Source organism: Streptomyces sp. NPDC048288 (genome assembly GCF_043201555.1).
GTDB lineage: Bacteria > Actinomycetota > Actinomycetes > Streptomycetales > Streptomycetaceae > Streptomyces.
Map to the genome: position 1 here is coordinate 218,725 of NZ_JBICZD010000010.1, position 14,727 is coordinate 233,451.

10 protein-coding genes are annotated in these 14,727 nt (G+C 72.2%); 6 read left to right on the top strand and 4 right to left on the bottom strand.

Annotated features, from left to right (window positions below; genetic code table 11):
• Nucleotides 1-18: 18 nt before the first annotated feature.
• Entirely contained in the window at nt 19-6,834 is a 6,816-nt protein-coding gene (locus ACGFZS_RS33255) for a glycoside hydrolase domain-containing protein (protein ID WP_393798195.1), read from the bottom strand.
• A gap of 274 nt (nt 6,835-7,108) precedes the next feature.
• Between ACGFZS_RS33255 and ACGFZS_RS33260 the strand changes: the two genes are divergently transcribed.
• Complete coding sequence (locus tag ACGFZS_RS33260; RefSeq protein WP_393798196.1) at nt 7,109-7,648, top strand: hypothetical protein; 540 nt, start codon at nt 7,109-7,111, stop codon at nt 7,646-7,648.
• A 294-nt stretch (nt 7,649-7,942) separates the two neighbouring features.
• On the opposite strand, the gene ACGFZS_RS33265 is transcribed toward ACGFZS_RS33260, so the two are convergent.
• Entirely contained in the window at nt 7,943-8,596 is a 654-nt protein-coding gene (locus tag ACGFZS_RS33265; RefSeq protein WP_393798197.1) for a TetR family transcriptional regulator, read from the bottom strand.
• Nucleotides 8,597-8,653: 57 nt separating this feature from the next.
• On the opposite strand from ACGFZS_RS33265, the gene ACGFZS_RS33270 reads away from it, so the two are divergent.
• The 3 genes from ACGFZS_RS33270 (at nt 8,654) to ACGFZS_RS33280 (ending at nt 10,835) form a co-directional block, all read left to right on the top strand.
• Complete coding sequence (locus tag ACGFZS_RS33270) at nt 8,654-9,331, top strand: class II aldolase/adducin family protein (RefSeq protein ID WP_393798198.1); 678 nt, start codon at nt 8,654-8,656, stop codon at nt 9,329-9,331.
• Nucleotides 9,328-10,257 carry a carbohydrate kinase family protein gene (locus ACGFZS_RS33275; RefSeq protein ID WP_393798199.1) on the top strand — a complete coding sequence of 310 codons (930 nt, stop codon included), beginning with the start codon at nt 9,328-9,330 and terminating at the stop codon, nt 10,255-10,257. Before ACGFZS_RS33270 ends, ACGFZS_RS33275 begins: the two co-directional genes overlap by 4 nt.
• A gap of 182 nt (nt 10,258-10,439) precedes the next feature.
• Nucleotides 10,440-10,835 (top strand): luciferase family protein, encoded by a 396-nt coding sequence (locus ACGFZS_RS33280; RefSeq protein WP_393657883.1) that lies wholly within the window; start codon nt 10,440-10,442, stop codon nt 10,833-10,835.
• Between the two features lie 48 nt (nt 10,836-10,883).
• Here ACGFZS_RS33280 and ACGFZS_RS33285 read toward each other — a convergent pair whose 3' ends face one another.
• The gene (locus ACGFZS_RS33285) at nt 10,884-11,663 is read right to left on the bottom strand and encodes a DeoR/GlpR family DNA-binding transcription regulator (protein WP_393798200.1); all 780 of its coding nucleotides are present in this window, start codon (nt 11,661-11,663) and stop codon (nt 10,884-10,886) included.
• Nucleotides 11,664-11,787: 124 nt separating this feature from the next.
• On the opposite strand from ACGFZS_RS33285, the gene ACGFZS_RS33290 reads away from it, so the two are divergent.
• Complete coding sequence (locus ACGFZS_RS33290; protein WP_393798201.1) at nt 11,788-12,702, top strand: SIS domain-containing protein; 915 nt, start codon at nt 11,788-11,790, stop codon at nt 12,700-12,702.
• 2 nt (nt 12,703-12,704) lie between these two features.
• Entirely contained in the window at nt 12,705-13,565 is an 861-nt protein-coding gene (locus ACGFZS_RS33295) for a ketose-bisphosphate aldolase (RefSeq protein ID WP_393798202.1), read from the top strand.
• Here ACGFZS_RS33295 and ACGFZS_RS33300 read toward each other — a convergent pair.
• Nucleotides 13,534-14,682, bottom strand: coding sequence for a methyltransferase (locus ACGFZS_RS33300; protein WP_393798203.1), 1,149 nt, complete (start codon nt 14,680-14,682; stop codon nt 13,534-13,536). The genes ACGFZS_RS33295 and ACGFZS_RS33300 overlap by 32 nt on opposite strands.
• Nucleotides 14,683-14,727: the final 45 nt, after the last annotated feature.

Here is a 14,727-nt window from a genome sequence, read left to right on the forward strand (position 1 = left end):
CAGGCCACGGCGGTGACGTCAGCGGCCCGCGTGCTGGAAGCCCACCGTGTAGGTGCGGGTGACCGAACCGTTGGGTGAGGTCACCCTGATGGTGCGGGTGGTGAGGCGGGAGCCGGCCGCGGAGAGGACGGAACCGCCGTCGGTGACCTTCACCCGCGCGCCGGGGCGGGCCGGTACGGCGGTGACCGCCGGGATCCGCGCGTTCCTCGGCCAGTCGACGACGTAGGTGGTCACGTCCGGATCGAAGCCGTCGATCGCGACACCCCCGACCGTGATCGCCTCGGCGTCGGCGATGCTCGCCCTGGTGGCGTCCGCGTGGTTCGTCACCGTGACCGACCCGTCGGCGCCCACGACCACGTCCGCCGCCATCGCCGCCGCCAGGTTGATCCGCTGCCAGCTCGCCCCGCCGTCCGCGGTGAGGTCGAGCGGGTACCCGGAGTCCGTCGCGGTCTGCTCCAGGATCTCCGTGCGCTGCTCGGCGCTGAGGTCCGGGAAGGCCGTGATCAGGAGCGCCGCCGCGTCGGACGGTGCCCGCAGGGCCTGTCCGGCCTTGCCGACCTGGGAGAATCCGTAGGTCAGGCGCCGGGTGTAGAGGTCGACGTCCTGCGCCGTGCTCAGGGCGTCGTAGGGGGTGCCCGCGCAGGCCGTGAGCGTGTCGCCGTACCCCTCCGTCTCGCACCGGGCGAGCAGCACGTTCTCGATCTCGGTGTGGGCCTGCGTCAGCAGGGCCGCGAAGTCGGGGTCCGCCCACCGGTGCGCCACGGTGGCCTGACCGGTGATGCGGCCGCCCATCACGTCGAGCGGGTAGTGGAAGCCGAGCACGATGCGGTTGTTCCCGTACTCCGAGGTGCGCGCGAGGATCGACGGCGCCAGCTCCGGCAGCAGCGTGGCGAGGATCGTCCCGGCCTCGTAGCCGCCGTAGGTGTGGCCGCTCGGGTACGAGCCGCTGGTGGCGAGGCCGGTGTAGGAGCCGTCCTGCGACTCGTAGACGGCACCGCCGTCGCCGACGAATCCGAGCCGCACGTACGGGCGCGGATAGCCGTAGTGGTCCTTCGCCGCGTCGTGGGTGTCGAGGCCCCGTGTGACCCGGGAGAACAGCGCGCTGGTCTTGGGGAGCCGGCCGCTGTTCAGGGCGTCCAGGTAGATCTGGCCGAGCCGGGAGCCGAGGCCGTCGGCCAGCGTGAGCGTGGCGCTGTTCGTGGCGTCCACCTCGGCCCGGTCGACCTCCTTCTGCGTCGCCGCGTTGTTGATGGCCACGGCGATCTCGTCGTTCTCGGCGGTCGGCGCAGCACCCTCGGCGATCTTGGTGCCGGCGCCGAGGATGCCGGAGCCGAGGTCGTCGATCCCGCTGAGGAGATCGTTGAAGTAGTCGGTTCCGTCGGTGGTCGCCGGCCACTTGTCCGACGCGTAGGCCGCGTCGAGGGTGCCGTCCGGGAAGGGGGACGGGTCGTACGTCGCCGGGTCCGTGGGTGTGGCCGCGGACGAGGTGGTGGGGGCGGCCGAGGATCCGGCCAGGGTGAGGGCGGTGACGGTGGCCGTGTGGGCCTTCGCCCGGCTCCTGGTGACGACGAGCGCGGTGTCCGCGGTGGCGGACAGGTGCGTGGTGGTGCCGTCGTCGAGGGCCACGGTGTAGCCGATGAGCGGGAATCCGCCGTCGCCGGCCGCCTGCCAGGTCACCCGGACCTGCCCGCCGTCGGTGGTCACCCCCGTCACGGTCGGCGCCTGCGGAGTGCTGCCGCCGGTGACCACGGGGGCGGTGGCGGCGCTCGGGGCCGACCTGCCGACGGCGTTCACCGCGCGGACGCGGGCCGAGTACGACCGGCCCGACGGCAGCCGGGTGAACGTCGTGGTCCGGCTGTCCGGGTCGTGGACCTCGACCCGGTGGCCGTCGCCGAGGGCGATCTCGTAGCCGGTGACCGGCGAGCCGCCGTCGTCCTCGGGCGCGGACCAGGCGACCGTCACGCTGGTGCCGGACGAGGTCGCCGACACGGCGTCGGGCGCGGCCGGTACCGTCTTCGGCTTCGTGACGAGCGCGGACCGGGCGTGGTCGAGGGTGTCGTACCGGGTGGTGAGGGTCTCGTCCGTCGCCGAGTCGTCCGCGAGCGCGGTCCTCGCCTCGGCGAGCGCGTCGGTGAACGACTGCCACGACGCGTCCGTGTAGCGCGACTTGGTGAGGGCTGACGCGGTCGTGACCAGGTTCTCCAGCTTCAGCCTGGGCAGCGGGACCAACTGGCCGGCGGCGAGGGTGAGACTGCGGGTCCCGGTGTCGATTTCGAGCTGGGTCGCGGTGTCCGCGCCGACCAGGGCGCGTGCGGCGGCGAGTTCGCGCAGGTAGACCGCGAAGTCGATGGTGTCGTACCGGTCCGGGTCGTCGGCGAGTGCCGCGTAGCGGTCGATCGCCTTCCGCAGGGCGGTCGTGTCGGTGCCGGCGGGGGTGTCGACGTGGCTGAAGGTGATGCGGCCCAGGTTCGCGACGTACGGATGCGAGGAGTCGGGCGTCGTCGTCAGGCGCAGGTGGACGGCGTGGGTGCCGGTGATCGCCTTCGGCAGGGTCAGGCTGGTCGTCCCGCCCGAGGACCACGCGGATCCGGTGACCGGCAGCGGGACGGTCGCGTACGGCGTGCCCGGGTTCGCCGCGTCGAAGGAGTCGAGGTAGAGCTGGACGGCCGAACCGGTGCCGCAGCGCGCGGAGTTGTTGACGTAGGTGAGCGTGACGGTGTTCTTGGGCGAGCTGCCGAAGGCGATGTCCCCGTAGTCCAGCCAGGCTCCGTCGTAGGTGCCGCCGAGGTCGGTGGCGGAGCCCGCGCCGCTCCAGCCTGCCGTCTCGCTCTTGAGGCCGCCGCCGCTGTTCGAGGTGAACGCCGTGGCGTCGAAGGCCACCGGGGCGTCGGCGTCCCGCGTCAGGGTCAGCGAGTAGACGTTGGCCACGTAGGGCTGGGAGGTGGACTGGGTGGAGGAGACGAAGTCGGCGTACACGTCCTGGACGCCGGTGAAGACGCCGGGGTCGAGCCGCACGGTCGTGGTGGCGAGGGTGCCCCAGCCCGAACCGGTGTAGGCGAGCGGGATGTCGACGCTCTGCGCGCCGTCCTTCGATCCGAGGTGCAGTTCGATGTGCGAGTCGGAGGCCGCGCGCGACTGCGGCTTGTCGTAGCTGACCGTGACGGTGTCCGCGCCGGCCCCGAGGCCGGTGCCCCGCCATTCGGCCCAGGCGCCGTTCGTGGTGTTCTCGAAGATGCCGTTCGCGAGGTTGAGCGGGAGCGAACCGCGGCCGGTCGTCGTGGTGTTCGCGGCGGTCAGGGTGGCGAGCGTGGTCGAGGAGGACGAGGCGGCCTCGTAGGGCGAGAACCGGTACCAGTCGAAGTTCGACACCCACTGCTGCCCGGACGGGGCGTGGAACACGAAGGTCGCGCCGGCGGCCGCCAGCAGGGCGTCCGGGTCGGTGACGGTCGCCTGCACGGTGGTGTAGTACTGCCAGCCGCCGGTTCCGGGGAGCGGGACGGTGGCGACGACGGGGCCGTCGGCGGCGCCTGCGTGGATGTCGACGCTGCTCGGCTGCGCCGTCGTCGCCTGCGCGTTGGCGTAGCGCACCGAGACGCTGCGCGGGGCGACCCCGCCGAAGTCGAGCTTGGTGAAGCGCTCCCAGGAACCCTCGGTCACACCGCCGAGGTCGCCGTCCGAGTAGTACGCCTCGCTCTTGAGGCTGGGGCCCTCCTTCTGGTCGGGGTCCTCGGCCTGCAGGACGGCGTAGCCGCCCTCGTCGATGGTGAGCGCGTCGGCGGCGGACCGGAGCGCGTCCCGGGCGGCCATCAGCGTGGCCGTCGCGGAGGCGGTGTCCGCGAGGACGGTCCGCGCGCGTTCGAGGGCCGAGCGGAACACGCCGAGGGAGCCGTCGGAGTAGTGGCCGTCGCGTACCAGGGACGCCTGGTCGACGAGGGCGGTGAGGGCCTTGCGCTGCACCGCGGCGGCGGAGACGCGCAGCGGGTCGGTCGGGGAGATCCCGGTGCCGCGCACCGTCGCGGCCGGCACTCCATGGGCGAAGGCCGCGTCGCGGAACGTGAGGCCGAAGCGCGCGTCGACGTCCGTGGTACCGGTGAGCGACAGTGTCGCCGTGCGCGCGCCGGTGACGCGGAGGTCCGCCGTGACACCGTCCGGCAGGCCGGTCACGGTCGCCGCCCCGGTCGCGGTCAGGCTGGTCCCCTTCTTCGCGGCGAACGCCGCCGGTCCGGACGACAGGGTGAGCCGCACGCTCCCGTCCACGGTGCCGTCCGCGGCGGTGGCGACGGTGTCCGGACGGGCGGAGACAACGGTCGTGCCGGTTCCCGGGCCGCCGGTGCCCGTGTCGCCCGAGTCGGTGTTCAGCGAGTACGCGGGCTCGGTGCGGGTGCCCCAGGCGGAGGGCTTGGAACCCATCGTGAAGTCCAGGGTCCCGCCCGCGACGATCTGCGAGTAGTCCAGCCAAGTGTTCTTGAACCGGGCGCCGTTGAGGGTCGCGCTCTGTACGTAGTAGTTGCTGGGGGACACCCCGTCGGCCTTCACCGTGAACGTGCTGCCGTTGGCGTAGGTGATCGTCGTGGAGTCGAAGAACGGGCTGCCGATCTGGAACTGGCTGGAACCGGCGGTCACCGGGAACAGCCCCAGGGCGGCGGCGACGAACATGGTCGACATGGTGCCGGCGTCGTTGTCCATCGTCGGCAGGAAGCCGTGCGGGGAGAGCTGGTAGACCCGGGTGCGGACCGGCGGGGTGAACTCGCCGCCGGAGCTGGGGGCTTCGTTCGTGGAGCCGGTCGCGATGTAGCGGTTCCAGGTCGTGCCGGTGTAGATGGACCGCACCCACTTCTGCGTCAGGCTCGGCTCGCCCACGTAGTTGAAGAGGTAGGGGGCCTGGAGGTCGATCTCGTTGGCGTTGGAGTGCAGCATGGTCGAGCCGTCGTCGGCGGTGGAGTCCTCGCCGAACATGTGCTCCACGGCGGCCCGGCCGGCCTTCGCGCCGCCCATCGCCTGGATCAGGCCGCCCATGTCGTAGGCGTCGTACCAGTGGTACTGCCAGAGTGTGCCCTGGTAGAGGCCCGCCGCCTCGAACTTCTCGTAGTCGGCGCCCTGCCAGTCGCCGCCCGCGGCGCGCGGGGTGAGCAGGCCGACCTCGGTGCCGTCGGCCGCGGTCCAGGCACCGGACTTCACCAGGTGGTCGATCGCCATGGTCGACTGGGTGCGCAGCTTCCTCGCGTCCGCGTCCCTGCCGAGCGCGTCCGCGACGACGGAGAGCGCCCACTGGTCGTAGCCGCGCTGGACGGTCGTACCGGGATCGCCCGCGATGTAGCCCTGCCGCAGCTGCGTCCCCGTGTAGTAGCCGGTGTACGACCTGAGCGCCGGGTACGCCTCGTCGAGCCGGTCGAAGTTCCGGTAGCCCTTCGACAGGGCGTCGGCGATCACCACGGCCGAGCGCTCCCAGCGCACGGTCGGCACCGAGTGGGTGAGGCTGCCGAGGCTCTTGCCCGAGGTGTGCGCGTCGGCGAACAGCACGATCAGCGACTGCACCAGGTCCCGGTAGGTCTCCGGGTCGACATAGGCCTCGACGGAGTACTTGCGGAAGTCGTCCCAGGTGGACCAACCGTCGTAGTACGTCCAGCCGTTGGTCCTGTGCACCGCTCCGTCCGCGCCCCGGTACGTGCCGCTGGTGCTGGTGGCGTTCACCGGCAGCGCGTACATGCGGTAGAGGTGCGTGTAGAACTCCTTGGTGAGGGTCGAGCCGGGGTCGGACGTCGCGGAGGACTTCACGGCGACGGCGCCGAGCGTGCTGTTCCAGGCGGCCTTCGTCCGGGCCCGCGCCTGCTCGAAGGTGAGGCCGCCCACCTCGTTGCGCTGGTCGGTCGCGGCCTGTTCGGCGCTGATCGGCGAGAGCGTGATGCGCAGCTCGATGTCGTCCCCGGCGGACTTGTCGAAGCCGAGGATCGCGCCGGTGTCGGTGCCGTCCCGCGTGGTCGCCTCGCTCAACCCGCCGTCGTCGCCCCAGCTCCGCAGGGAGGTCACGGGGACGTTGGTGGTGGCGTAGTAGTACAGCCGGTAGGCGGCGCCGTTGAACGACCCCGCGACGAGACCGGTGATCGACGTGGTGCCGTCCGGGAGCGTGGTCGCCTTCATGGTCGCGCGGGTGCGGCTGGTGAAGTTGTTCGCGAGGTCGAGGACGAGTTCGGGGTCCGAACCGGCCGGGAAGCTGTACCGTTCGAGCGCCGTACGCGTCGTCGCGGTCATCTCGGCGTCGATCGTCCCGGAGCCCTGCGTCACCGCCGAGCCGGTTCCGGCCAGGGCACCGAGCCCGACCCGGTAGGAGCCGGGCGTCGCGCTCTCGTCGTCGTGGCTGTACGGGTGCGCGTAACTGCCGCCGGCGGGGCGGCTGTCGTACTTCACGGACGTCGGTACGACGAGCAGGTCGCCGCCGCCTCCCGAGCCGCCGACGCCGTCGAGGTCCGTCGCGGTGAACCCGGCGATGTGGTCCTCGTCGTGGTCGTACCCCGAGTGGTTGCGGTCCGGCGTGGTCAGCGGGTTGACCTTGGCCAGACTGTGCGGCGCCTCGGCGCCCGGCAGATCATTGCCGTCGTCACCGCCGGTCGACACGAACGGATCGACGAGCTCGGTGTAGTCCGTGCCGGCGGACGTCCCCGCGGACGTCGCGGCCAGGGGCACGGCGGCGGCCGTACCGGCCCCGGACAGCAGGGCGAGGCCGAGCGCCCCGGCGAGCAGCGCGGCGACCGCCGACCGCAGGGGCGCTCGGCCCCGCCGGGGGACGGTTGCCGGACGGGTGACGCGGGGCTGGGGCACGTCGGGTCTGACAGGCACGGAACCTCTCCATCGTCGCGGTCCACACGCACGGTCCGGCCTGGCCGGGGATAACGTTGTCATCCCGGACACCCGGAGCGCGCACCTTCGGGGCGAGACGGCGGCGGACACCCGGGATCACGCCCGTCATGTCCACGACCGTCGGCCATCAGACACGGAGAAGGCATACGGCGGGCGAACGGGGTTCGTACGCCCGAGGTTCACCTCCGTCGGGGCGGGGGAAGGAACCGCTCCATGGACGGCCAGGATTCAACAAGCCCCCGGAGGTGGTGACTTGACCGTCATCGTCGGTCTGGTCCATCGAAAGCGCGTCCACCTCGCCGGGGACTCCGCGGGCAGCAGCGGTTCGCAGCTCACCATCCGACGGGACCCCAAGGTCTTCACCAACGGCCCTTATGCGCTCGGGTTCACCACTTCGTTCCGCATGGGCCAGCTTCTGCAGCACGCGTTCGAGGCACCGCACCCCGAAGGCGACCTCGCCCGTTTCATGGCCACGACCTTCATCAACGCCGTCCGGACCTGCCTCAAGGAGGGTGGCTGGGCCCGCAAGGACTCGGAACAGGAACAGGCGGGCACCTTCCTCGTCGGCGTCCACGGCCGTCTCTTCGAGATCTACGACGACTACCAGGTCGGCGAGCCCGTCGGGGGATACACGGCCGTCGGCAGCGGGGACGACCTGGCTCTGGGCGCGCTGCACGCCACCGCCCACCTCGGCCTGAAACCACGCGAGCGCCTCACCGCCGCGCTCCGCGCCGCGGACCATCACTGCGCGTATGTCTCCGCGCCGTACGCCTACGTCAAAACCCCTCGCTGAGCCGCTTCCGCGCGGCGGGCGGAATGTCGTGCAGGCCGGTTCGGACGCGTTCCGGTGTACCGGGGCGGGTGCTCGTGGCCCGGACGCCGGACGCCGGACCCCGGAGGCCGGCGGTGAACCGGAGGGCCCGCGAGCTCCCGGCGCCGTGGCTTCGGCGTGCGCGCGCCGGTCGGGTGGTGCCGCGCGGTCCGGGCAGGGAACAGAGCCGCGTCGGCGACCTGCGGCTCGCCGCGGGCGGCCGGTCGGCGCGGGGACGGGCCCGCGGCGCGGAGTCGTGCCCGGCCCACTCCACGCTCAGGCGTCCCCGAGTCCCTGTCGCCCGGCGATGGCCATGAGGTAGCCGCGCAGCATCACCTTCGCCTCCTCCAGGAGGGCCGTGTCGCCCCCGGCGTCGCGGCGGAAGGCCTCCTGGGCGAGGGCGTCGGCGGCGAGGAGCGCGGCGTGGCAGGCGCGGCCGAGGCCCTCCGAGTCGCCGGCGATGCCGAGCGCGAGCAGCACCCGGCGCACCCCGTCGGCCATCCGGCGCTTGTGCTCGCGGTCCGCATCCCGGGTCCGGTCGGTCAGGCCGCTGCCGAACCACAGGGCCCGGAAGCCGTCCTCGGTGCGGTAGAGCCCGGCGTAGGTGTCGATCAGCACGCCGACCGGGTCGGGCCAGCGCTCGGTCGCCGCGCTGCGTACGAACTCCTCCATCACCGCTTCGAGTTGGGAGAAGTAGGTGGCCGCGAGCGCGTCGATGATCGCGTCCCGGTCGGGCAGGTACTGGTACAGCGAGCCGACCGACACCTTGGCCTCGGCGGCGACCCGGGTCGTGGTCAGCGCCTGGACGCCCTCGGCGACCAGCACCCGCTCCGCGGCTTTCAGCACCCGCGCCAACCGGGCTTTGCTGCGGGCCTGTTGGGGTGTCCGGCGCAGTACGACCCCGGTCTCGTCGGCGGTCGGCTCGCTCACGCACGGCTCCTGAATCTGAACGTGACTTTGTTTCAGGTTTACGTTAGCGTCGCGGCCATGACGGACTCAAGCTCCGCGCTGGTTCAGGAGCGGGCCGCGGTGGCGGACGTCTGCCGCCGCCTGGGAGCGGCGGGACTGCTCATCGGCACGGCGGGAAACGTCAGCGTGCGGGTGGGGGACCGGATCGCGGTCACCGCGACCGGCGCGGTGCTCGCCCAACTGACCGCCGGACAGGTGACGGTGGTCGACCTGGACGGCAAGGTGTGCGCCGGAACCCTGCAGCCGACCTCCGAACTCGACCTGCATCTCGGGGTCTACCGGCGCTACGGCGCCGGCGCGGTCGTGCACACCCATGCGCCGATGGCCACCGCCCTCTCCTGCGTGCTCGACGAACTCCCCTGTATCCACTACCAGTTGCTCGCACTCGGCGGTGCCGTGCGGGTCGCGCCGTACGCCACCTTCGGCACCCCGGAACTCGCCGAGTCGGTGCTCACCGCGCTCGACGGCCGCAGCGCCGCCCTGATGGCCAACCACGGCTCGGTCACCGTCGGCCCGACCCTCGACAAGGCCGTCGAGAACGCCCTGTTGCTCGAATGGGCCTGCGGTGTCTACCAGCACGCGGCGGCCCTCGGGCAGCCCCGCGTCCTCGACGAGCAACAGCAACTCGCGGTGATCGAGGCCGCGATCGCCCGGAACTACGGCACCACCCAAACCCTGCGGGAGGGCAAGTCATGAGAGTCGTCACAATGGGCGTGCATGTGCTGGACGTGCTGGTGCGGCCGGTGGACGCGATACCCGAGGGACAGGGCGCCACCCTGGTCGAGGACATCAGGATGACCGCCGCGGGCACGGCCGGCGGGACCGCGCTCAGCCTCGCCAAGCTCGGCGCCGAGGTACTGAGCGCCGGGGCGATCGGCAACGACGCCACCGGCGACATGCTGGTGCGGTTGCTCGACAGGGCCGGGATCGACACCGGGTTCCTGGTGCGCCGCATCGACACCGGCACCTCGGCGAGCGTGCTGCCCATCCGCCCCAACGGCGACCGGCCCTCGCTCCACCTGCTCGGCGCCAACGTCACCTACGGACTCGACGACGTGCCCTGGGACGCCCTCGCCGAGGCCACCCATCTCCACCTCGGCGGACCGGAGTTGATCGGCGTCGACGTCGCCGCGCGCATCCTGCACTTCGCCAAGGAGCACGGCGTCACCACGTCCGTGGACCTGCTCGCCCCCGGCGTGTTCGGCAGTTTCGAGCAGATCGCGGCGGCGCTGCCCCACATCGACCACCTGCTCCCCAACGAGGACCAGGTGCTGGGCTTCTCCGAGGAGGACGACCTGGTCGCCGGCGCCAAGAAGCTGATCGACGCAGGGGCCGGGCTGGTCGCCGCCACGCGTGGCGGCGACGGCACGCTCCTGGTCACCGCCGAGGGCACCGAGACGGTCCCCACCTTCGAGATCGACGTCGTGGACACCACCGGCTGCGGCGACGCCTTCTCGGCCGGTTTCCTCCGTGGCGTCGGACTCGGGCGCACCCCGCACGAGGCCGCGGTGCTCGGCAACGCCGTGGCCGCACTGGTCGCCCAGGGCCTCGGCAGCGACCACGGCGACTTCGACCTCGCGGCCGTCGACGCGTTCGCGGCGGCGAGCGCCAGGCGTGCGTAGAACGTGACGTTCGCCACGGCCGTCCCGGACGTCCGAGAGGTACCTTCCGTCCCTCGAACCGCTGAAGTCCTGCGGATATCCGGTCGTCCCCTGCGACTGTGTTCGGACAGAGTGAGGCAACAGCTCGGTTAATAACTGCTCGCTAGTTGGTTACCGGAGAGTGAGCGGGCCATGATGGCCCCATGACGTTGGCCTCGCGCGCTCTGGCGCAACTGGCGACCTGGCCCGACCTGACCGAGGCGGTACCGAGCTGCGGTCTGGGTCAGGCGGTGAGTTCGTCGCAGGGCGAGATCGCGCACTTCCACTCGGAACGCGATGTGGACCTGCGTCTCACCACCCGTGCCATCCTGCATTTCGCCAAGGACCTCAAGAGCACCGGGGCGATCCGTATCGTCCCGGGCTCGCAGTGGGTCACCATACGACTCGACGCCGCGAGCGACGTCGATCTGCTGCTGACCCTGGTCAGCGTCGCCCTCCAGGCCCAGCAGAGCTGGCCGGACCCCGTCGACCGGCCCGTGTTCGGCTGCAACGACCAGCGCGGCGCGGGATTCGTCAGCGCGGACACCAGCGGGATGTGACAGCGCGGTCCGGCGGCGGGGCCGGACAGGGGTCCGTGACCGCCTCCGTCACACGGCCAGGACCCGGATCCCCGCCTCCTCGAACCGGCGCACGGCCTCCGGCGCCGCCGCCGTGTCCGTCACCAGCGTGTCCACCAGTTCGGCCGCGCAGATCCGGGCGAACGCCCGCCCGCCCAGCTTGCTGGAGTCGGCGGCGACGACCACCCGGGCCGCCCGCTCGCACAGCAGCCGGTTGATCGCGGCCTCCGCCTCGTCATGGGCCGCGGCCCCGTGCGTGACGTCGAAGGCGACCACCCCGAGCACCGCCACATCCAGGGTGATCTGACCCAGCACCCCGTCCGCGAGCGGCCCGACGAGCTCGTACGACTGCGGGCGCGCCACCCCGCCCGTCACCACGATCTTGAACTGGGGCCGTACGGCGAGCTCGTTGGCGATGTTCAGCGCGTTGGTGACGATCGTCAGCGCCGGCGCGCCGCCCGCGAGGTCGCCGCGCACGGCCAGGGCACGGGCCACCTCCGTGGTGGTCGTCCCGCCGGTCAGCCCCACCGCCTCGCCCGGCGCGACCAGTTCCGCCACCGCCTTGGCGATCCGCTGCTTCTCCGAGGCCCGCCGGGCCGTCTTGTAGCGCAACGGCAGCTCGTACGACACCCCGTGCACCACCGCCCCGCCCCGGGTGCGCACCAGCATCTGCTGCTCGGCGAGCTGGTCGAGGTCCCGGCGGATCGTGGCCGCCGACACCGCCAGCTCGGCCGCCACCTCCTCGACGTCGAGGCGGCCGCGCTCGACGAGCAGCTCAAGCAGCGCCTTCCAGCGGGCGTCGCGCGACATCCGCCGCCTCCGTTCCTCGATCTCCCGGCGACCTTAGCGCACGCGGGTTCCGGCTGAATGCTTGATTGTGCTTGGAAGGTGGCTCTATCTTGCAAGAACAATCACCGCAGGGAGGGGTAGTGGTATGTCACATATCGCCGAGGAACTGGACAGCCAACCCGCCTGCTGGACCCGGGCGGCCGAATCCGTGAATCACCACGCGGAGGCGTTGCCCGCACCGGGGGAGCGGGTCGCGATCGTCGGCTGCGGCACCTCGTACTTCATGGCCCAGGCGGCGGCCGTACTGCGCGAGTCCTCGGGACAGGGGGAGACCGACGCCTTCGCCGCCTCGGAGTTCCCGCGCGGCCGGTCCTACGACCGGGTGCTCGCCCTGACCCGGTCCGGCACCACGACCGAAGTGCTCGACCTGCTGGGGCAGTTGAAGGGAAGCACGCGCACGGCGGCGATCACCGCGGACCCGGACACCCCGGTACCGGAGGCCGCCGACGACCTCGTCGTCCTGGACTTCGCGGACGAACGCTCCGTCGTCCAGACCCGGTTCGCGACGACCGCGCTCACCCTGCTCCGCGCCCACCTCGGCCTGCACACCGACGCCGTGACCGCCGACGCCCGCATCGCGCTCTCGGCCCCCCTGCCGCCGGGGCTCGTCGACCGCACCCAGTTCACCTTCCTCGGGTCCGGCTGGACCGTCGGACTCGCCAACGAGGCCGGACTGAAGCTGCGCGAGGCCTCGCTGTCCTGGACCGAGGCCTACCCGGCGATGGAGTACCGGCACGGACCCATCGCCGTCACCACCGGCTCCACGGCCACCTGGATGTTCGGCCCCGCACCCGCCGGGCTCGCCGAACAGGTCGCCGCCACCGGGGGACTGTGGGTGGCGGGCACCCTGGACCCGCTCGCCGAACTCGTCCGCGCCCAGCGCCTCGCGGTCGCCGTCGCCGCCGCCCGAGGCCTCGACCCCGACCGGCCGCGCCATCTCACCCGCTCGGTGATCCTCACCCCGCCCGGCACCCCGCCCGGCATGTCCGGGAAGGAGTGACCGTGCCCCTCGCAGCCACCGGCGAGCTGATGACCCGGGCCGCCGAAGCCCGGTCCGCCGTCGCCGCGTTCAACGTCATCACCCTGGAACACGTGGAGGCCGTCGTCACCGGCGCGGAGGCGGCCGGCGCACCCGTCGTCCTCCAAGTCAGCGAGAACGCGGTCAAGTTCCGCCACGGACGCCTCCTCCCGCTGGCCCGCGCCGCCACCGCCGCCGCCGAACGGGCCGCCGTCCCCGTCGCGTTGCACCTCGACCACGTCCAGAGCGACGACCTGCTCCGGCAGGCGCGCGGCGCCGGCTTCAGCTCCGTGATGTACGACGCCTCCCGGCTCCCGTACGCCGAGAACCTGGCCGCGACCGCCGCCGCCGTCGACTGGGCGCACACCCAGGGCCTGTGGATCGAGGCCGAGTTGGGGGAGGTCGGCGGCAAGGACGGCCGCCCGCCGCTGGACGCCCACGCACCCGGCGCCCGCACCGACCCCGGCCAGGCACACGCCTTCGTCACCGGCACCGGGGTCGACGCCCTGGCCGTGGCGATCGGCAGCGCCCACGCCATGACCACCCGCACCGCCGCCCTCGACCACGAACTGCTCACGAGACTCTCCGCCGCCGTGCCGGTCCCGCTCGTCCTGCACGGCTCCTCCGGGGTCCCGGACGCGGGTCTTGTGGCCGCCGTCGCGGGCGGTATCGCCAAGGTCAACGTCGGCACGGCGCTCAACATGGCGATGACCGCCTCGATCCGCCGCTTCCTCGCCGACCACCCCGAGGCGGTCGACTCCCGCGAGTACCTCGGCGTCGGCAGGGAGGCGATGGCCGACGAGGTGGCCAGGATCATCGGCGTCCTGCGGCGTACCCCCGCTTGACCGCCTTCAGCACCACGAACTTAGGGTCGCCCGCGACCAGCAGGCTGTTGCCGAACAGCCTGCGCAGCGTCACGTGATAGCCCAGATGCCGGTTGCCGACGACCCACAGCTCACCGCCCGGCCGCAGCGCCCGCTTCGCCCCGCTGAACATCCGCCACGCCGTCGCGTCGGTGGTCGCCTGGTGCGAGTGGAAGGGCGGGTTGTTCAGCACCACGTCCACACTGCCGTCCGCGACCCCGGCCAGCCCGTCCCCGACCCGGAACTCGGCGTGCCCGGGCACGCCGTTGGCCTTGTAGGTGGCCTCCGCCGAGGCCACCGCCTGGAACGACTCGTCCACGAACAGCACCTCGGCCGTGGGATCGGCCAGCGCCACCGCCGTACCGACGACCCCGTTGCCGCACCCCAGGTCCACGATCCGCCGGCCGCCCGCCGGCAGATGCGCGAGGAAGAACCGCGTACCGATGTCGAGACGGTCGGCGCAGAAGACGCCCGCGTGGTTGACGACCGTACGGCCGGAGACCGCCCCGATACCCTCCGGGAGCGCGTAGCTGTACGGCCACGGATTCGCCGGGCGCGTCAGCGACGGATCCGGTGTGCAGTGGATCAGCCGGGCCTTCTGCTCGGCGAGCGAGGTCCGGGTCGGCCCGAGGATCCGCTCGAACAGCCGGAGCGTCGACGTATGGATCTCCTTCACCATGCCGGTGCCGATCACGACGGTGTCCGCGTGCACGGCGGGCACCAGCCGCAGCAGCTGGTCCTCCAGCAGAGCCAGGCTCTTGGGCACCCGTACCAGCAGCACGTCCACCCGCTCCGGCGGCGGATCCTGGGTGGTGAGCAGTTGCACGGCACCCGTCTCGACCCCGGCGCGCGCGAGGTTCGCCCGGGTCGCCTCCTGGCTCAGGTACGAGTCGGTGATCTGGGTCGGCCGGTACTCCGCCAGCGCCGTGACCAGCGCGCCCCAGCGGTCGCCGAGGACCACGACCGTGCCGGACAGCCCGGTGCGTTCCGCGGCGAGATGCCTCAGCAGATACGCGTCGGAGGCGTCCCAGGCACGCAGCCGGTCGCGCGGATCCTCGGGGAAGCGGGACAGCTCGAACTCGCCCCACGCAGTCGTCATACGGTCGCTCATCGTGGGTCCAGGCTAGCGGAGCCCCAGCTCAGA

Coding starts and splice junctions, on each gene's coding strand:
- ACGFZS_RS33270 (WP_393798198.1), top strand. CDS start 8,654: ATGACGGACTCAAGCTCCGCGCTGGTTCAGGAGCGGGCCGCGGTGGCG.
- ACGFZS_RS33275 (WP_393798199.1), top strand. CDS start 9,328: ATGAGAGTCGTCACAATGGGCGTGCATGTGCTGGACGTGCTGGTGCGG.
- ACGFZS_RS33280 (WP_393657883.1), top strand. CDS start 10,440: ATGACGTTGGCCTCGCGCGCTCTGGCGCAACTGGCGACCTGGCCCGAC.
- ACGFZS_RS33285 (WP_393798200.1), bottom strand. CDS start 11,663: ATGTCGCGCGACGCCCGCTGGAAGGCGCTGCTTGAGCTGCTCGTCGAG.
- ACGFZS_RS33290 (WP_393798201.1), top strand. CDS start 11,788: ATGTCACATATCGCCGAGGAACTGGACAGCCAACCCGCCTGCTGGACC.
- ACGFZS_RS33300 (WP_393798203.1), bottom strand. CDS start 14,682: ATGACGACTGCGTGGGGCGAGTTCGAGCTGTCCCGCTTCCCCGAGGAT.